The organism is Microcystis flos-aquae FACHB-1344 (assembly GCF_014698375.1).
Lineage (GTDB): Bacteria > Cyanobacteriota > Cyanobacteriia > Cyanobacteriales > Microcystaceae > Microcystis > Microcystis aeruginosa.
The window spans coordinates 23,551-41,776 of sequence record NZ_JACJSW010000162.1 but is presented as its reverse complement, the minus strand read 5'-3'; the positions used below and the strand labels follow the sequence as shown (position 1 = coordinate 41,776).

Here is an 18,226-nt window from a genome sequence, read left to right as displayed (position 1 = left end):
CTAAATTAAGGTTTACCAAGGTTTTACCTGATAGGCTGCCACTAGATAACGAAAAATATACTCAACTATCTCTAAATAATTCTCGGTAGTTTCTAGAGACTCACCCCACACCGTCACACCATGGTAAGAAATCAGTAAAGCGGGAATTTCCGGGGGGAAAGTTGAGAATCTACTTTCTATTTCTGCGGCAATTTTCGGCACATCGAGATAGTTAGCAAAAACCGGCATAAATACTTGAGGATTTTCTACCCAAATACCTAAACCTTTCAACATTTCTAAGGGAGGTAACGATAACTTGTCCTCGCGAGCAAAACGGGAAACTAAATTCGCTTCCACTGAGTGGACATGATAACAAGCTTGCGCTTGGGGAAAGAGACAATAAATCACCTGATGAATGCTAGTTTCGGCCGAAGGACGATTATCTCGATGAGCTAATTCTCTGACTTTTCCCGTCAGATCCACGCGCACAAAATCCTGTTCTGTGAGTTTACCTTTACTTTTGCCACTGGCAGTAATCCAAAAACTATGATCATCAACTTTAGCGGATAAATTACCCGCCGTGCCAAGCATCCAACCCAGTTGATAAAATCTTCCGGCAGCGGCAACTAGAGATAGACGAGGATCGCTCATGGTTTTTAGAGATATGGTGGATAGGGACTGACTATTATAACAAGTTGAAGCGAGCAGACGACCTACTCGCCAGCAGATTTGATGAGGATGTCAATCTGGATAATCTCGATCAAAACTAAACCCAAAGCAGAAGAGAGCGAGGACCCGGTGAGCAAAAAAGAAGATTTAACCGTGGAAATGTGTTAGGGATGTGTTAGGTTAAAGATAATTGCAGCTTTGATGAATCGAGGGTTGAGCCGTGAATAACAACTTTTTCCGCAGCTATTCTGTCAATGATTCTGGTTTGGGTTGTTTATTATCTTTGATTTTAGTCGGATTGTTGTTAGGCTCGATCGGACTGGGTTGGTTAGTCAATAGTTTTTTAATTCTCGTGGCATTCCTGATATTTTCCCCTGTCATTGCTTGGGGGATTTTTCGCTGGTGGTTGCGACGCAATTTAGTTGAAGATAGCTGTCCCGTCTGTAGCTACGAATTTACGGGTTTTAATCGCACAGAATGCCAATGTCCTAACTGTGGTGAACCGTTAAAAGTGGCAGGGGGTAAGTTTATTATTCTCACCCCTCCCGGTACGATCGATGTACAAGCGATCGAAGTACCTACCGGACAGTTGGAAGATTAGGGTCAAACCATTACCATCTAGGCACGCGCACCAAACTGAAAGCGGGGGATCTGAATTTTAACAATAACAGCAGTCCCAACAGGTGAATTGACCAATGAACGAGAATTAAGCCCCAAATAATTGCAAAAATTAAACTACTAACGGCAAGGGCTTTAAAAATATCATTATCGGTTTTTTGATACCAGAGAAGACTAAGGAAGGAAAGCAGTAGGAGTAGAAGCGGAAAAAGTGGGGAGAACATGGGGATCACCATTGGGTGAGGGGACTGTCTTCACATCCATAGCCTATCATTTGCCCTTTACGGCTACGGGTAGCAGATGTTACATACCCCCCTATTTGTCATAAATCTTTAGAATCAAATTAAAAAGTTGACCGAAAAATTGGGTTTAAAGCCTCGCCCTTTTAGGGCGACTTTATCTGATGTATGATATTAAGAATAGCGGGCAGGGTAAGCAACCGCTTAAAAAACCCAGTCATCGCAGGATGAACGCACCTTGAAAACTAGAGTTATGGGGTTCTATAGGGGAATGCTCCTATAGGTAAAAGCTCTAAGCGTCAAGTACCAGAGAAACCAATTATTTTAGAGGTTTTGAACTGTATCGTAGGGCATACGAAAACAGGCTTCTGTAAGGGAGCGAAAGTCTGAGGAGAGAACCACCTCTGGGTGGGATTTCGCCAGGAATCTAATTCAAGTGGACTCGTTGAGCCATAAATTCACAGCAGTGATGCTAGAAGAATCCACGTCCGTTTACGGCGTGGGGTATGTCAAAAGCCAATCTTTTAGTATAAAGGTGGCGCGACAATCATCCTCATTGTAACGCAAAATAGCCGCCAATAAAGTCCGATCTCCTGTTTTTAACCACTGGTCATACCACCAAACGCATTGATCCCCGCTTACTCCTCGATCGCGCCATTGAAAGCCAATCCAGTTAGCGAGGGATTTTAAAGAATAACTTTCCACGGGAAAAGTTACCGAATTAACTACATGATAGTGCAGATCAAAACAGCGAGAAACTAACTGATTAATCAAAGAAGAAGGAGTTTTATAAAGATAACCCAATCGCTTAATTGTTTCCACTTCGTACTCAGAAAAGTGAAAAATTGGGGCTTGATAATCCTGCATGACTAAGGTTAAAAATTCCTGCCAAATCCTGCCTTCATCTTCCGGCTTTTCTGCCAAAAAGGGATAAAATTGCTGGGTATTAACTCGATAATCAACCCGTAAAATCCCCAAAAGATAATCTAAATTTTGTTCTGGTTCTGCTTCGATGTCAAAATAAAATTCAATCTCGGCCCTCGGTAGGGGGGACAAATAAGCAGTTTTGCCGTTGCTTTTGCGAAAGGCCCGATTTTCAATAATTGCTTGGGCCTGTAATTGTAACTGATTAGCCACCTCTACCCCCATCCCCTCCCCCATACGGGTAGGAGAGGTAAGCGCCAGGGATTCCATGGTGGAAACCCCCAAAGACTGTAAAAATTGGTAACGACTAGGAGTCACCCCCGGGACTAAAGAAAGATGTTGACTCGCTTGAGCAATACCATAACAGTGACTATACCAATGGCATAAACTGCAACGCTGACGCGAGATAAAAACTTCTGGTTCTTGGCGATTAATCACCATTTCGCCGAACTTTTTGATTATTTCCTCTAGTTTAGTTAACCAGAGATTCAATTCCACTCGATAGCGATTATGACGACGTAGGACAATTTCTGCGTAATTGGGAAAAACTCCCTGCATACTGGTCAATAAATAGGCGTAAAAAGTAGCCAGCATCTTATATTCAGGCTTAGGACGGCGACCGAGTTGAATATTGAGGGGATAATAAACCCAATCGCCAAATTTCGACTCTCCTGCCTGTTTAATTAATAAATGCGGGGAACCGGTTAAAGAGACGGGATAGCCAGATTGTAAAAGGACTCCGTGATAAATGCAGGATACCCCCCGACCCATCAAAGCTTCCGTTTCCCTAGCGGCAGCCAAAATATCAGTGCTGGGGGTAGTCAGGGAACAATAATCGGGATAGGAGTCTTGCAGGACTTTTTTAACGTGACTTTGACTCTCTTGGCGCAATTTAAGCAAAAAATCTCGCTCAGGGTCTTTTTCTTGGCTATTGCCGTAGAGATTTAAAAATGCACGGCGTTGACAACGTTGGTAGTCTAGAAGTAGATCATCGGTCAGTAGCATTCTATCAAGGAGAAAAGTTAAGCTTTCCTGGACCAGTGAGGTAAAGTAAAAAATAATAAACTTAAAAAAAGAAAACATTCCCAAGTATGTTTCCTCTACTCTAATACTATTGTGACAATTGTGACTTAATCCGTCGCTAGAATTCAGCCGTCGGTCGTCAGGAAGTCGGGAAATGGGGAATTCAACTAAAACCCTAAAACCCCAAAACCCAACACCTTCTAACTGATAACTGATAACTGATAACTGATAACTGATAACTGACCCCCCATCTCCTCGCTTATGCAGAATTTAGACGAAAATAGCCTCGATTACGCCGTTAGTAAAGCGGATTTAGCCGAACAAAGACAGGAATTTCGGGGACTTAGCAATAAAGTTTATTTTAATTTCGGTGGTCAGGGAACCTTGCCCAAGGCGGGATTAGAGGCGATTATCGATGCCCATAATTTTCTCCAAGAAAAGGGGCCTTTTTCAGGAGGGGTAAACGATTGGATTACCGGAAAAACGGAACTTCTCAGGCAAGAAATGGCTCAGGAGTTGGGAATCAGCCCCAGCACCCTCTCTATCACCGAGGATGTCACTGTAGGCTGTAATATCGCCCTCTGGGGAGTTGATTGGCAAGCGGGGGAACATATTTTACTAACCGATTGTGAACACCCCGGAATTATCGCCACGGTTCAAGAAATTGCCCGTCGTTATCATCTGGAAATCTCCACTTGTCCTATTCGGGAAACTTTAAACGGTGGCAACCCGATAGAAGTCATTTCCGCTCATCTACGTCCAAAAACTAGGGTTTTGGTGGTTAGTCACGTTCTCTGGAATACCGGACAGGTTTTACCCCTCAAGGAAATCTCGCAACTTTGTCATGATAATTCTGTCACCGAAAAACCCGTTTTAGTGGTGGTGGATGCTGCCCAATCCGTGGGTTGTTTGCCCTTAGATTTAAGCGCTACTGCCGCCGATTGTTATGCTTTTACGGGTCATAAATGGTGGTGTGGACCGGCCGGTGTGGGAGGATTGTATATTCGTCCCGAAATTTTCCCTAGTTTACGGCCCACTTTTATCGGTTGGCGCGGCATTGAAACAGATAACCGAGGACAGCCTATCGGTTGGAAACCGGATGCCAGACGCTTTGAAGTGGCCACTTCTGCCTATCCCCAATTTGAGGGTTTAAGGGCAACTATTGCGGTACATAACGCCTGGGGTGATGGGGGACAAAGATACGAAAAAATCTGTCAATTAGCGGCTTATCTCTGGGAAGAATTAAAGACGATTAAGGGGGTGAAATGTTTAAAAAATTCTCCACCGGAATCTGGTTTAGTTTCCTTTCAAATTGACTCGGCCATCACCCCACAAAAGTTAGTGCAACAGCTAGAAAAACAAGGGTTTTTACTGCGAACTCTCCTCGACCCCCTCTGTGTGCGTGCCTGTGTCCACTATTTCACTTTGCCCTCAGAAATCGAGCAGTTAGTAGCAGCTATCCAAAAGTTAGTTTAAAATCACACTATACCTGGCGTGGCTCGGTTCGTCGAATAATTAGTGCTAGGAGGGCTAATAACCGTGAACGAAGAACATATTACCAGAGTCACCCGCGAACAGTGGGCGAAGTTGAAAGGCAAAACAGACTGGAAGAAAGTTAAAGGGATGAGCGAGGCGGAAATTGCCAAAAACGCCCTAGAAGACCCCGATAATCCACCGCTGCCGGCTGATTTTTTCGATGAAGTCGTGGAATGCACCCCAGTTTCCTTGAATCCCTAACCCTCCGATTAGTAACTGGATTTGGGGATTTTATCGGGGGCTGTATTAGCTTAGACTAACACAGCCTCAAGTTACTGTTTAAATGTCCAAATCCGTAAGATTTAAACGTGATCCGTGGGTTTCGATAAATTCTCGCCGGGGGGCAACTCGATCGCCCATAAGAATGGTAAATAATTCCTCAGCTTTGGCCGCGTCTTCGATTTCCACCCGTTTTAAAGTGCGAGTTTCGGGATTCATGGTAGTATCCCAAAGTTGTTGGGGCATCATTTCTCCTAACCCTTTAAAACGTTGGATGGTGTAGTTAGCATTGGAGGGAAATTCCGCTATCTTTTGCTGTAATTCTCGATCGCTATAGCAGTAGGAATGATTTTTACCGCGTTCCAATTTATAGAGAGGAGGACAGGCGATATATACATAACCTTGGTCAATTAAATTCTTCTGATAACGATAGAAGAAAGTTAACAACAAAGTTCGGATGTGTGCGCCATCCACATCAGCATCAGTCATTAAAACAATGCGATGATAGCGCAATTGTGAGGGGTCGAAATCTTCTCCTTTAATCCCTAAACCGAGGGCCGTAATTAAGGATTGAATTTCCGTATTTTTGTAGATTTTGGCATCATCGGTTTTTTCGATATTGAGGATTTTTCCCCGCAGAGGTAGAATCGCTTGAAAACGACGATCGCGCCCCTGTTTGGCACTTCCGCCGGCGCTGTCACCTTCGACGATGTAAATTTCTGACCTTTCTGGGTCTCTTTCGCTACAATCAGCCAATTTACCCGGTAAAGGTGAGGATTCCAGAACCGATTTCCGTCGTACTAAGTCCCGGGCCCGTCGGGCCGCTTCCGCCGCCTTGTACGCTTGTACTGCTTTTTCGATAATCGTGTCGGCCACTTGGGGATTTTGTTCTAGGTATTCGTTGAGAGTTTCCCCCACCAGCGAATCAACAATACCCCGGACTTCGGTGTTACCCAATTTGGTCTTGGTTTGTCCCTCGAATTCCGGTTCGGGGACTTTTACGGAAATAACGGCGGTTAACCCCTCGCGGACGTTTTCCCCCGCTAGATTAGGCTCGTTTTCTTTAATTTTATTGCGTTTACGAGCAACATTATTTAAAGTACGAGTCAGAACTGCCTTTAATCCCTCTAGGTGAGTTCCCCCGTCAATGGTGCGGATATTATTAGCAAAACCGAGAATATTGTCGCTATAGGCATCTATACACCACTGAAACGCCACTTCGATATTAATTCCGTTCTTTTCCCCCGATACATAGATAATATCTTTGTGCAGGGTTTCTTTTTCCCGACACATATAGGCGACGTATTCTTTAATACCCCCCTCATAACAATAGGTTTCGATGTGGGGTTCTTCGGGACGGTAATCGCTAAAGGTGATTTTAACACCGGCATTTAAGTAGGCTAGTTCCCGTAAACGTCCGGAGAGGGTACTGTAATCAAATTCGATGCCTTGGCTAAAAATTTCGGTGTCTGGCAGGAAATTAACCCTAGTTCCCGTTTTTTCCTCTTGACTGGGACTGCTGACCAATTCTGTGACGGGGATACCTCTTTCGTAGCGTTGGGTATGTACTTTATGATCGCGCCAGACTGTCACATCGACCCATGCGGAAAGAGCATTAACGACGGAAATCCCGACTCCGTGTAACCCTCCCGACACTTTATAGCCACCACTGCCAAATTTACCGCCAGCATGAAGTATAGTGAGAACGGTTTCGAGGGCAGATTTACCCGTGGTGGGGTGGACATCGGTGGGAATACCCCGGCCATCGTCGGTGACGCTGACGGAACCATCGGCCTTGATATCCACTTCGATATGAGTACAGTAACCCGCTAGGGCCTCATCGATCGAGTTGTCCACCACTTCATAGACTAAATGATGTAGTCCCCGCGGCCCGGTCGTACCGATATACATCCCCGGCCGCTTCCTGACTGGTTCTAACCCTTCGAGAACTTGTATCTGTTCCGCGCCGTAGTTACTTGTCATAAAATTTCCCTGAAAAGGCTGTGATCCCTGATTGAACCTAAATGAATGGCAAAATCTTCAAAAATTTTAGCACATAAGGGTTAAAGACTGCTTAAATGCCTTTAGGGAGAATTTTTTATTGGGGTTAGGTGTGGGGTGTGGGGAAGTGGGGAAGTGGGGAAGTGGGGAAGTGGGGTGTGGGGTGTGGGGTTGGGGTGTGGGGGGAGAATAAATAAAAGCCATCTCCTAAGTAGGTAGGCGTTAAAAATTATCAGACACCACCCTTATCAAGGGAGGACTAAGGGTAGGGTTGATTCATGAATCAACCCTACTATGAATTCACCCTAGGACTAAGGGGGGATCGAACCTAAAATCTATTTTTAATTTAATTATAACCAGCTACTGATCTCCTGAATACTGCCTCCTGAATACTGACTCCCGACTCCTGACTACTAACCCCACCAACAAACTTTTTCAGCAGACCCTAAATAATGTCATCCTCAAATTTATAACCGACACCGACTACAGTTTTGATAAAGATCGGATTAGCAGGATCGGGTTCTACTTTTTTGCGTAAGCGTCGGATATGGGTATCTACTACCCTTTCATCGCCAAAAAAATCATTCCCCCAGAGATTATCGATTAATTGGGTGCGACTCCAGACGCGATTGGGATAACTGACAAAGGTAGCTAATAAATTAAATTCTAAGGTGGTTAAATCGAGGGTTTCCTCCGGCATTCCTTCCAATTTACGAAGAGCAGAATGTTGATCTAAGTCGATCAGAAAATGACGGCTGCGATGGAGTTGTTGGGGTTGACTATCGTGTCTTAAACTACGTCTTAATAAGGCTCTTACGCGAGCGGTTAATTCCCGGGGACTAAAGGGTTTGACCATATAATCATCGGCTCCCGTAGATAGGCCGATAATGCGATCAATCTCTTCTCCCCTAGCGGTTAACATTAAGATATAGGGGTCTTTTGTCCCGGGTTTTTGGCGAATTCTAGCACACAATTCCAGTCCGTCTAATTCGGGTAACATTAAATCTAAAATAACTAAGTCTGGTTGCTTTTGATAAAATAGTTCTAGTCCTACCCTACCATTATAAGCCAGATGACAATTAAATGATTCCCGCTCTAAAGTTTGCTGAATCAAATGGGCGATTTCAATTTCATCTTCGATAATAACGATATCCATAAGTAAGTAGTTATGATTTAATTGAAGATAGATTTTGCCTTTGATCCCCCCTGCCCCCCTGAATAAGGGGGGTGCAGATGACCCCTTATTAAGGGGGCATCTGACAATTTTTAAAACCTACCTACTTAGGCATATTTTAACATATTAGTCATTCATTTCTTGCTCGGGGTTGAACATTGAAATAATTGTAATTTTTGAGATTTTCTGGGGGGAGAGTTGGCAACTCTCCCGACTTTGGTGGACTGGGGACTTTTCAAGGTAAAGGGACAAACTGCTCACCGGAGGGAGTTGATTGCACTTGAATTAAGACCGGTTGACCGATGCGATCGCCAGTATTAGGATCAAAGCTAATTTTTCCGGTGGCCCCTGTTTGATGAAAATTCCCGGAGCGCAGCCTGGACTGTAGGCCCTGACGTTGAGTATTTTCCCTTAAACCGGCAATAATCACCCGTGTAGCGTCAAAACTGGTGGCTGTGCGCCAACTAACCGGACCGCGCCACTGTTCCTGCATAAGATTGGCAAAAGTCTGGTTAACCGAGGGGTGCCAGGGTGCGGCAAGGGTTAAACCTTGGGCGTTTTTGCCGCCATCTTCGAGGGTGCGAATATTGTAGAGGGTGGGACTACTAAACAGAGGCAAACGCTGACGATTGGAGCGAATAACCTCAAAAACGGGATCGAGACGATCAACATGAGCGACGACAAATAGGCCGTTAGCACCCCCAGAAATCGCCTGATTAAGGGCTTGATCGGCCTTAAAATTGGGTACACTCAGATCGCAGACAATCGGCACAATTTGACCGCCTTTTTTCGCCACATTAGCCATCAACTCATCTTTAAAGGAAATATTATCAGGAGCTTGAGAATCGTAGCAAAAAGCAATTTTTCGGACTTTAGCTGTATTTACTATGTAATTTGCTAAGGTTTCCGTAATTTTGCCGTTAGAAGCCACCAGACGAAAGATATAATTTCCCGCACCGGAGAGATTATTAGCCAGGGAGGTGGGAGAAATCATCACCAAACCGCCTTTTTCGTAGATGGGAGCGGCGGCTAAACTGGCATCGGAGGCATTATGACCGATAACAGCGATAATATCGGGATTTTTGACTAATTCCCTGGCTACCTCTTTCGATATCTGCGGCTGATTATCGTCATTAACCACGATAACCATCAGTTTTCTGCCGTTGATCCCTCCCTGTTGATTGATCTGGGTTTGTGCGCTGGCGACTCCTCGCAATATTTCCTGAGCGACGTTGGGATTAGTTGTTGCTGGCACAACAACGGCGATTTTGAAGGGATTTGAGCCAGTTTGCAGGTTGCTAAGATAAATTACGCTTTCGGGATCGTTGGGACGTTGAGTGAGGGATTTTTGCAGGAGTTGCTCTGCTTCTTGGTGATCACCTTGAGCAATGGCAGCGATCGCTGATTCTTTGGCGGTGTTAGAATTAGTTTTGATCAGGAGATGATTGCCGTAACTGATGCGGGGATTATTATCGGCTTTTGGGGCAAATATTGCCAATATTTGGGGAAAAAGAAACCAACCGATCAACCCCAGTAACACATAGGAAATTGGCGGTAAGCTCGCTTTTTTGCCAGTCTTTGTCATCGCTTTACTCCTTAACTTTGCTGATTGAATTCGGCTAAACGGCGGTTAATTTCGTCATCAAGGCTTAAGAAATCGATTTCTTGAGCTAATTTCTCGCTATAGTTCTCGCTTAATTCACTATAGACGTTTTCTTTTCGATAACGGTCGTTAATCGCTTCATTGGCATCCTCAAAGCGATCGCGGGAGGTATTGAGGTTGAGACTACTATCAAATTCGTTTATTTTGCCTAAAGCCTCATTCATGGAACTAATCGCTTTTAAGTTGCTCATTTCTAACTTATAATGCTCGATTTTTTCCTGCTCTTTGCGAAGTTTTTCCTTAGCAGCAATGACCACTTTTTCGGCATTATCGACCCGATCTTTCATAGCGGGTAGAATTTTTTCTAGGGAGATAACCTTAACCATAGCCAGTCTTGCCGCTTCTTGAAGACCTTTTTTTTGAGCGGTGACAGCCTGTTGCAAGTAGTTTGTGTGTTCCTGTTTTTTTGCCTCGTATTGTGCTTGAGCCGATTGCTGGGCCGCTACTACTTTCGCCACCGATTCTGTCAATTCCGCTAGGGATTTTTGCATCAATTCTAGGGATTCTTTGGCCGATTCTACGGCAATTTTTCCGCCGGATTCGATAGGAATACCCCACAACCAATTCCAGATCGCAACGAGAGAATTTCCTGCCTTATCACCGATCAGCCAAAAAATCAAGGCCTTTGGGGTTAATTTTTTGAACAATTTCATGCCGTTTGTCTCCTAGAGGTGTTACCTGTTAATTAGGAGTGATGGCTAACTTTGATGCAGTGGGTAAGGTTAATTTTTGTAAAAAGTCTTGACAAGGATAGGAAGGTTTAGACTGAACCGGCAGATTTAATGGGAGCGAGGGGGACAAATTGACCATTTTTGACCTGTAGAATCAAGTTGCGGCGATCATCAGGATTATTATTCATGTTGCGGACACCATTTTCATCGAATCTAACAGTGCCAGTCATTCCTTCGATAGAAAAATCGTTTCTTAAAACTTGATTTAATGATTCTCGATCGAATTTTTGTCCTTGTTGGTATAACTGTCGCAAAGCGGTGAGGATAACTTTAGTCGCATCGTAGGCCATGGGAGTGCGCCAAACATTGATCTTATTTTGCCAAAAACTGTGGATATAATTATCTTGTTTGAGATCATACCAAGGCACGGTGATAACTAAATTTTCTACCCCCTGTTTACCTTCTGCAAGGGTGAGATAACTTTGAAAAGTGGGGGAACCTAAAGTTACTAAGTTTAACTGTTCTGCGGGACGTTGCTTAAAGATATTAGCGGCTCTTTTCAGATCGTTAATATAGGGAGCAATCATCAGGATATTTACTTGATATTGAGCAATTTTTTGATAAATTTCCTGTTCATCTAAATTAATTTTTGGTTCGATATTGCAGTCAAAATCTTCATCTTTAACGAATTTTTGAAACTGCTGACCGAGAAGAATATTTCTATATTTTTGAGCGAAGTTAGTATTATCCCCAGAGCGATTATCATAACAAATTAAATTAGTGGGGTTTTGGATAATTAGCTTCTCAGTTTGTTCGCGGATATATTCACTTAAGGTTGTGGCAAAAGTTTCCATCTCAGGAACCATTTTATATATATAGCCATTGCCGGAGATTTTCGGGGAAAAGCTGGTGGGAGATAGGGCAACAATTTTTCCTTGTACATAGATATCTTTGGCCGCTTCACTAGCAGCAGAAGCATTATGACCAACCACTGCTATGATTGACGGATCTTTAACAAATTTTTCGGCTCGATCTTTGGCATCTACGCCACTATTATTATCATTAGCTACCACTACCTGTAGAGAGTGAAAATCGGGGTTTTTGGCCTGTTCATCGTTTAACTCCTGTTGCAATAAAGCAATACCTCGTAAAATTTCCTCAGCAATTTCTGGATTATTACCAAGAGGAACACTGGTGGCAATTTTTAAGGGATTTTTGTCTTGATAGGCCGCACGAGCGTTATTATAATAGATGCGAATTTCTGGATTATTGGGCAAGCGATCGAGGGATTTTTTAAAAAGCTGAATTGCTTGTTTATATTCTTGGTTTTTAAAAGCTTGTCTTCCCCGTTCAATACTGTTATCTTGTCGGTTTGTCTTTAATAATATTTCTTCACCTAAGCTAATTTCTGGGTATTTACTAGCATCATCGGAAAATACTCCTCCCCAATATAAAACTGATAAAGTTACCAGAATACTTAAAATAAATAACAGAGCTTGTTTCCAGCGACTAGATAGACGTAAAGGCCAACTTTGCTCATAACTATTTTGGTGATTTTCCTCCGTATTTTCAGGGGGTAAAGGTAAAATTAACGGTGGTTCTTCAGGATTTTCTATCAAACGAGGCAGTAAAGAAGAACTAGCAGCATCCTTCTCAAATTCATGTAATCTTAATTCTTGTCGAGCGATTGTTAAGGATTCTTGTAGGGATTTATGTTCAAGAAAATTGGGAAGAAAAACTTCTAGAAATCTCAAAGCAACCCGCACAGCGATGGGTTCTTTCATAACAATAATATGCGCTACTCCGATATTAGCCAACTGACGACCAATACCTAACCCATCGCAGGAGTTACAGATAACAAGTTTTAAGCCTTTTTTAACAGCTATTTCTAGGGAATTTCTTAAATTATGTTCAGGAGATAAAGCCGTATCATTATCAATGATAAAAACTCCATCATGTCCGTCGCTACTGGTTTGACTATGACCTAAATAAACTACAATATCCCATGGATTTTTGATCAACTCATTGTGAATATTTATCGTTGAAAGAGGAACTTCTGAACTGGGACTTAATATTTGTATATAAACCTTATCTGGGTTTCCTAGTGCCGTTTGCAAACTGGATAAACACAGGGAATTACGCTCGTTTTCGATGTCAATATTACCCAAAATTACTAAAACATGAATCGGAGGAGTAAGGTTAATTATCGGAGGATTTCTCTGGATAGTAAGAGCAATTTCCACATCATTCCACCAATCCCGTAAAAAATTCCAACACTCCCAGGGAATTTGTTGTAAATCAAAGTGGGTAGTTTGGATAAAAAATCTTACTTCTGACTCAGTACCTATATGGAACAAGATACGATTTTGTATCGAACTCAGAGAACTGGAATTTAGCCATTCATTTAAGCTATCTTTTAAAGTTTGAGTGGCTTTTCTGAGGTTGTCTCTAGGATCACCTACCGCTGCATGGGTGATCATACTATGAGGAACGGTAATTCCTAAACTGGGTTGACTTTTTACCCAATGATAATAAGCTCGACGATAATTTTGCAAAGCGTCAGCAATGTCAAGGTTAGGGACTAATCTACCCTCGGCAAAAGGTGCTATCAAGAGATGATTGTCACGAATTTCTAGAGTGACGGAAAATCCCGTTTCAAAACTGCCATCACCAATTTTCAGAATCACAACTCTGCTCATGTCTTTACCCTTGACATTTTCTGCTATCTCTATTAAATACTAAACTGCTCGGTAATGCTACTGTCCCCTAAGCTTAGGTTAACATTAAAGCGATCGTCGGCATCAGCTAGAAAATAAAGCTGTAGATAGCTATCTAAGGGTTTCTCCCTTGCTATTGCTTCTAAACCGGGGATTAATTGGCCTATTTCATCGCTAATTTGCAAAGATAAACCGGGGGGTAGCTTGGCAAAATTGTCCATGGCATAGGCACGAATTAAGACAGCAACTCTCTGGTGACTGGTCGATAAAACTCCCACCATTAAAGCGATTTTATAACCCATTAATTGACTACCCACATCGAGCATTTTGCGGATAGCAGCATTAGGATAATGAGGATCGATATTCCAGAGATATTCGGCCGCTTGCCAGCGAATAGTTTCATCTTGGGTTTGATGTTGCAGTTTTGCTAAAGCTTCCTGTGGGGTTAAATGTTCCGAAAATTCCACCTCTTTTTGACTAGCATACAGTTGTCTAATTTCTCGCTGAATATCTGTCGGAGATTCTCGGCCGCTGATTTTTTCAGCAGCCAACAAAAAACCTGGATTAATTGGACGATAATTGTCGATAGTGATGAGGATTTCCTGCCATTTCTCTGTAATAATTCCCTGCAACCATTGACTAAGTTTAGTGGGGATTATTTCTAGACGCTGCTGATAAAGTTTTTCTCGCCATTGCTGATTATTCAACAAAGCTAACCACTGCTGACAACTAATATCTAATCTCGGAGAATAGGGTGAAACTTGACCTAACTTTTTAATTAATTTTTCTGCTGTTGCTGGCGATAAATTTGCTAAAGATTCCAGTTTTCCTTGTTCACTCTCTCCCTCTAAACAACTCTGCCAAAGAATATCTAAATCATCAATAATTTGCTCACTGTCCAAATAATATTGATGGTAAATTGGATCGTATTCTGCGAGATTTTTAACATCTTTTCTGGATATAAAACCCCAGATATTGAGGAATTTTTTTGCTAAATCTACCTGCACCCCTAGATAAAAATCTGCCGCTAAATCGGGAATATCAACCCATTCTTGCTCTATTGTCAATCCCTCAATGTCAATAGCTTGACTGGGAATAGTAGTAACTTTTTTATCTTGAATTTGCCAAGTAAACCCGTTAATAAACTCCCAAAGATACTGATGGTTTTTAGGTGTTATTTGAAGGGAAAAATCAAGATTATCTTTCAGCCAATTGCTTAAGCATATTTGGACTAAGTAATTAATCAAAGCCTGATTTTTGGCGGTTTGATTAGAGTATTGACCGAGAATCGATCGAGCTTGTTTAATCTCTGTTTCCGAAAAAGTTAGCCAAAGGGATTTCGGGTTAATTTGTTGCAAAATATCGAGGTTGACTTTCATGGTATCTCCTAACAGATTAGATTTGAGTTAAGTAGGACTGACAAAAATATTCCAGATAAGCATCGATCTCTTGTTTTTGCCGAGATTGTAATTTAATCTCATTTAACAAAATAGGACAATCTTTGCCTTCCCTTGCACAGAGTAGCTGATAAATTTTTTTACATAATTGGGTTATTTCTCGACTAATAGTAGATGAGTGAACTCCCAATCGATTAGCGATCTGTGCTTGCGTCATCTTTTGATGATAGTAACAATATGCAATCTGTTTAACTTCATCCTCAAGAGTGATTAATAACTTATTAATATCTTCCTGGATTTCTTGCTGTTGTAGTAAATCGTTACTTGGCTTCTTGCTGGAGAGATTTTCCCAAAAGTAATTGCTATTATCGTCATAATTAGTAGGCTCAAATCTAGAGTAAGGAGGATCGATATGATTACGCATTATCTCCCCTATTTGATTGAGTTTTGCTTGCACTTCCTCAACAGTGAGAATAACTTGCGGTTGTAACTGCTGTAAGCGATCGATTACCTGTTGCCAATCTTCCTCTTGCCACTCATCCAATGATCTAAGAGAAGCTTTTTTAACCTCTCGAAAACAGTTAAATATTAGCAGATGATTCTCGTTAAAGATACCCGATGCTCGTAAAACTTTTTGAATTTTATTCGCACTAAAAAGACTGACTATACCGAGATTAGTCCTGCCAATAGTTTTATACTCTCCTCGCAGAAAATTATAGAGAGTATTTCTCAATTTTTTATCTGTCCATTTTTCTAAGATTAAGCGAAAAAATCCCGGTTTGGTCTTGTTATCCTGAAAATTACCGTAAAAATTGCGAGGATTGTTGGTGATTGCCGTAGAAAGCAAATTCAGCAAATAGTAGAAGAGGGTTTCATAATCAGCATCGATCCGATGACCGACATTTTGATAAACCCTTTGAGTTACCATACAGGAGCGATATTGTAAGAAAACCATCCAATGGGACTTGACTAATTGGTTATTAGGATCATTCTGTAACCATTGCCACAGATAAAAATACACCGCTTCATCATCGGCCACGCTTCCAGCGATCGCATCGATCGATTTTCTTAATTGTGGCACTTCGCACCAGAAAACTCGATCGCCTTCAATCGCTTTAATAGTAGTATAAAAGTACCTAACGCTCATTTCTATCACCGGCTACAGGTATCTGATATCTGATTAGGTAAAAACCGAGGATTTTCTGCAAGAGGAGCAAACAAATTGAGCGATTGCCTTGCCAAGCGCACCTCTTTCTCTGACAATAGATGAGGGACTGATGAGAAATTATCAGTTATGCTGAGACAGCCTTAGCAAACCAGTACAAGACCCATAAATTCACTCTGAGCTGCCACAAATAGCCGTCATATCAACTTCTAGGACAAAAATTAGGAATGCGAGTAACTTTTACCGAAAATCAGGGTTTTAGAAAGGAATTGAATAAACGGGTTGATGCTTATTTTACCGAAAACGGCATCCCCACCAGAGATAATTTTGCCATGTACCTGAAGACGATCACGATTTTAACTTGGGTAATTGCCGCTTGGCTATTTGTGCTTTTTGGTCCGGATATCTGGTGGCTAAAAATTATTGGTTGCATGGTTTTAGGAGGAGGATTAGCAGGAATCGGTTTTAGCATTGGTCATGATGCTAACCATGGCGGCTATTCTAGTAAAAAATGGGTTAATTCTCTCATGGGCATGAGCTACGATTATATCATCGGTACTTCCAGTTATCTCTGGCGTTTTCGTCATAATTATCTCCATCATACCTACACCAATGTTTTAGGGTACGATGTGGAAATTCACGGCGATGGTATCGTGCGAATGACTCCCCATGCCGAGCATAAATGGTATCATCGTTATCAACATTTATTTATCCCGATTCTCTACGCTATAATTCCTATCTATTGGTCATTCTCCGATGTGCGCTCTATCCTCTTTGGTCATCGTTTTGGCGAGATTAAAATTCCCAATCCTAAACCGATCGATCTATTCGTTTTATTGAGCGGAAAACTTGTTTATCTCTTTTGGTTTATTGGCATTCCTCTCTTAGTTGGTTATAGTCCCCTAGAAATAGCGATCGGTTTTCTCATTGCTTTTATGACCTATGGAGTGCTTGCCTGTCATGTATTTATGTTAGCTCACGTTTTGGAACCCGCCGAATTTATTCAACCCTCGGCAGCTAACCAAATCGAAGACGAATGGGCAATCTTTCAAGTGCGAACTACTGTAGATTTTGCCCCTAAAAATATATTTTTAAATTGGTATTTAGGAGGATTAAATTATCAAGTCGTTCACCATCTTTTTCCGCAAATTTGCCATATTCACTACCCTAAAATCGCCCCAATCTTAGCGGAAGTTTGCCAAGAATTTGGCGTTAATTATGCCGTTTATCCCACCCTGCGAGGTGCTTTAACTTATAATTATCGTTGGCTCAGACAATTAGGCAATAAACAAAGTAATTTCGATCTCAAATTAGCCAGCTAAATATCAGTTATCAGTTATCAGTTATCAGTGATCAGGTGTGAGTTTTCAGTGAATAGTATTAAGCGACAAGCTCGCAGCTGCCTTTTTACTGATTAATGTTGACTGATTACTGATTACTGTTTACTGTTTACTGATCACTGAAAAATGAACCTACCCAACTCGATTACCCTATCGCGACTCTTGGGACTGCCATTAATTTTATACTGGTTGCACCAAGGCACAGAAATCGATCGCTGGTTAAGTTTAATTATCTTTCTGATTGCTGCCAGCACCGATTGGCTCGATGGTTATCTAGCGCGAAAATTCAATCAAATCACCGAATTAGGGAAATTTCTCGATCCTTTGGTCGATAAATTGCTGGTTCTCGCTCCCCTCTTAGCTCTGATTGAAATGGATTTAATTGCTGCTTGGGGAGTATTTTTGATTCTTGCTCGGGAATTAGCGATCGCTGGTTGGCGCATTAATCCAAATTTAACGGGAAATAGCGACATAAAAGGGGCTAATTGGTGGGGAAAAAGCAAAACAGTCAGCCAAATTATCGCTATCGCTCTCTTAATTGCTCCCTTGCCTTCTGAATATAACTTAATTTCTCAGATTGCCTTTTGGCTATCGGTGACATTAACTTTAATTTCTGGGGTGATTTATGTCACACCCAGCCCCAAATTAACCCAAAATTGATAAAAATTTAACCATTAGCAACAATTCAGGAAACAAACCAAGAGAAAAAGGTTGGATTTTTTTCTGGGTGTGTAATAATCGAGTAGAGTATTGTCAAACTCTTCAAATTCAAACATATCATTCAAAGAAAAAACTATGGCCACTGACACTATTACCGTATCTTTTGAAAAAGCCACCATGGGCGCTAGTTTCAATTTTTCTTCATTTGCAACAGTTGCCCAGTTCTTGTAC

15 protein-coding genes are annotated in these 18,226 nt (G+C 41.9%); 5 read left to right on the top strand and 10 right to left on the bottom strand.

The features are described 5' to 3' along the window. Positions 1-12: 12 nt before the first annotated feature. Entirely contained in the window at positions 13-630 is a 618-nt protein-coding gene (gene mtnB, locus H6G48_RS15140; protein WP_061431084.1) for a methylthioribulose 1-phosphate dehydratase, read from the bottom strand. Positions 631-868: 238 nt separating this feature from the next. Here mtnB and H6G48_RS15135 point away from each other — a divergent pair, with 238 nt between their 5' ends. Next, positions 869-1,249: a hypothetical protein gene (locus H6G48_RS15135; protein WP_147073966.1), complete on the top strand. Its 381-nt coding sequence runs from the start codon at positions 869-871 to the stop codon at positions 1,247-1,249. 10 nt (positions 1,250-1,259) lie between these two features. On the opposite strand, the gene H6G48_RS27225 is transcribed toward H6G48_RS15135, so the two are convergent. Beyond that, positions 1,260-1,502, bottom strand: coding sequence for a hypothetical protein (locus H6G48_RS27225; RefSeq protein ID WP_045357690.1), 243 nt, complete (start codon positions 1,500-1,502; stop codon positions 1,260-1,262). Between the two features lie 495 nt (positions 1,503-1,997). Further along, on the bottom strand, positions 1,998-3,434 hold the full coding sequence (locus H6G48_RS15130; RefSeq protein ID WP_190722368.1) for a TM0106 family RecB-like putative nuclease: 1,437 nt from the start codon (positions 3,432-3,434) through the stop codon (positions 1,998-2,000). A gap of 279 nt (positions 3,435-3,713) precedes the next feature. Between H6G48_RS15130 and H6G48_RS15125 the strand changes: the two genes are divergently transcribed. Next, positions 3,714-4,928: an aminotransferase class V-fold PLP-dependent enzyme gene (locus H6G48_RS15125; protein ID WP_190722367.1), complete on the top strand. Its 1,215-nt coding sequence runs from the start codon at positions 3,714-3,716 to the stop codon at positions 4,926-4,928. Between the two features lie 63 nt (positions 4,929-4,991). After that, positions 4,992-5,189 carry a hypothetical protein gene (locus H6G48_RS15120; RefSeq protein WP_041804248.1) on the top strand — a complete coding sequence of 66 codons (198 nt, stop codon included), beginning with the start codon at positions 4,992-4,994 and terminating at the stop codon, positions 5,187-5,189. Between the two features lie 78 nt (positions 5,190-5,267). On the opposite strand, the gene gyrB is transcribed toward H6G48_RS15120, so the two are convergent. From gyrB to H6G48_RS15085, 7 genes are all read right to left on the bottom strand, one after another. Then, positions 5,268-7,190: a DNA topoisomerase (ATP-hydrolyzing) subunit B gene (gyrB, locus tag H6G48_RS15115; protein ID WP_002781027.1), complete on the bottom strand. Its 1,923-nt coding sequence runs from the start codon at positions 7,188-7,190 to the stop codon at positions 5,268-5,270. Between the two features lie 463 nt (positions 7,191-7,653). Beyond that, positions 7,654-8,364: a response regulator transcription factor gene (locus H6G48_RS15110; protein WP_190722366.1), complete on the bottom strand. Its 711-nt coding sequence runs from the start codon at positions 8,362-8,364 to the stop codon at positions 7,654-7,656. Between the two features lie 253 nt (positions 8,365-8,617). Further along, positions 8,618-9,967 (bottom strand): ABC transporter substrate-binding protein, encoded by a 1,350-nt coding sequence (locus tag H6G48_RS15105; protein ID WP_190722365.1) that lies wholly within the window; start codon positions 9,965-9,967, stop codon positions 8,618-8,620. An 11-nt stretch (positions 9,968-9,978) separates the two neighbouring features. Continuing rightward, positions 9,979-10,698: a PspA/IM30 family protein gene (locus H6G48_RS15100; RefSeq protein WP_190722364.1), complete on the bottom strand. Its 720-nt coding sequence runs from the start codon at positions 10,696-10,698 to the stop codon at positions 9,979-9,981. A gap of 107 nt (positions 10,699-10,805) precedes the next feature. Then, positions 10,806-13,415 (bottom strand): ABC transporter substrate-binding protein, encoded by a 2,610-nt coding sequence (locus H6G48_RS15095; RefSeq protein ID WP_190722363.1) that lies wholly within the window; start codon positions 13,413-13,415, stop codon positions 10,806-10,808. A 32-nt stretch (positions 13,416-13,447) separates the two neighbouring features. Next, complete coding sequence (locus tag H6G48_RS15090; RefSeq protein ID WP_190722362.1) at positions 13,448-14,812, bottom strand: DUF1822 family protein; 1,365 nt, start codon at positions 14,810-14,812, stop codon at positions 13,448-13,450. Between the two features lie 16 nt (positions 14,813-14,828). Next, a complete protein-coding gene (locus H6G48_RS15085; protein ID WP_190722361.1) occupies positions 14,829-15,977 on the bottom strand; it encodes a helix-turn-helix domain-containing protein in 1,149 nt (382 codons plus the stop codon). A 245-nt stretch (positions 15,978-16,222) separates the two neighbouring features. On the opposite strand from H6G48_RS15085, the gene H6G48_RS15080 reads away from it, so the two are divergent. Further along, positions 16,223-17,317 carry a fatty acid desaturase family protein gene (locus H6G48_RS15080; protein ID WP_190722360.1) on the top strand — a complete coding sequence of 365 codons (1,095 nt, stop codon included), beginning with the start codon at positions 16,223-16,225 and terminating at the stop codon, positions 17,315-17,317. 144 nt (positions 17,318-17,461) lie between these two features. After that, on the top strand, positions 17,462-17,995 hold the full coding sequence (pgsA, locus tag H6G48_RS15075; RefSeq protein WP_190722359.1) for a CDP-diacylglycerol--glycerol-3-phosphate 3-phosphatidyltransferase: 534 nt from the start codon (positions 17,462-17,464) through the stop codon (positions 17,993-17,995). Positions 17,996-18,226: the final 231 nt, after the last annotated feature.

Bases quoted from the DNA above. Each gene is read 5' to 3' on its own strand.
- H6G48_RS15130 (WP_190722368.1), bottom strand. From the start codon at position 3,434: ATGCTACTGACCGATGATCTACTTCTAGACTACCAACGTTGTCAACGC.
- H6G48_RS15100 (WP_190722364.1), bottom strand. From the start codon at position 10,698: ATGAAATTGTTCAAAAAATTAACCCCAAAGGCCTTGATTTTTTGGCTG.
- H6G48_RS15085 (WP_190722361.1), bottom strand. From the start codon at position 15,977: ATGAGCGTTAGGTACTTTTATACTACTATTAAAGCGATTGAAGGCGAT.
- gyrB (WP_002781027.1), bottom strand. From the start codon at position 7,190: ATGACAAGTAACTACGGCGCGGAACAGATACAAGTTCTCGAAGGGTTA.
- H6G48_RS15110 (WP_190722366.1), bottom strand. From the start codon at position 8,364: ATGGATATCGTTATTATCGAAGATGAAATTGAAATCGCCCATTTGATT.
- H6G48_RS15080 (WP_190722360.1), top strand. From the start codon at position 16,223: ATGCGAGTAACTTTTACCGAAAATCAGGGTTTTAGAAAGGAATTGAAT.
- H6G48_RS15125 (WP_190722367.1), top strand. From the start codon at position 3,714: ATGCAGAATTTAGACGAAAATAGCCTCGATTACGCCGTTAGTAAAGCG.
- mtnB (WP_061431084.1), bottom strand. From the start codon at position 630: ATGAGCGATCCTCGTCTATCTCTAGTTGCCGCTGCCGGAAGATTTTAT.
- H6G48_RS15105 (WP_190722365.1), bottom strand. From the start codon at position 9,967: ATGACAAAGACTGGCAAAAAAGCGAGCTTACCGCCAATTTCCTATGTG.
- H6G48_RS27225 (WP_045357690.1), bottom strand. From the start codon at position 1,502: ATGGTGATCCCCATGTTCTCCCCACTTTTTCCGCTTCTACTCCTACTG.
- H6G48_RS15095 (WP_190722363.1), bottom strand. From the start codon at position 13,415: ATGAGCAGAGTTGTGATTCTGAAAATTGGTGATGGCAGTTTTGAAACG.
- H6G48_RS15090 (WP_190722362.1), bottom strand. From the start codon at position 14,812: ATGAAAGTCAACCTCGATATTTTGCAACAAATTAACCCGAAATCCCTT.
- pgsA (WP_190722359.1), top strand. From the start codon at position 17,462: ATGAACCTACCCAACTCGATTACCCTATCGCGACTCTTGGGACTGCCA.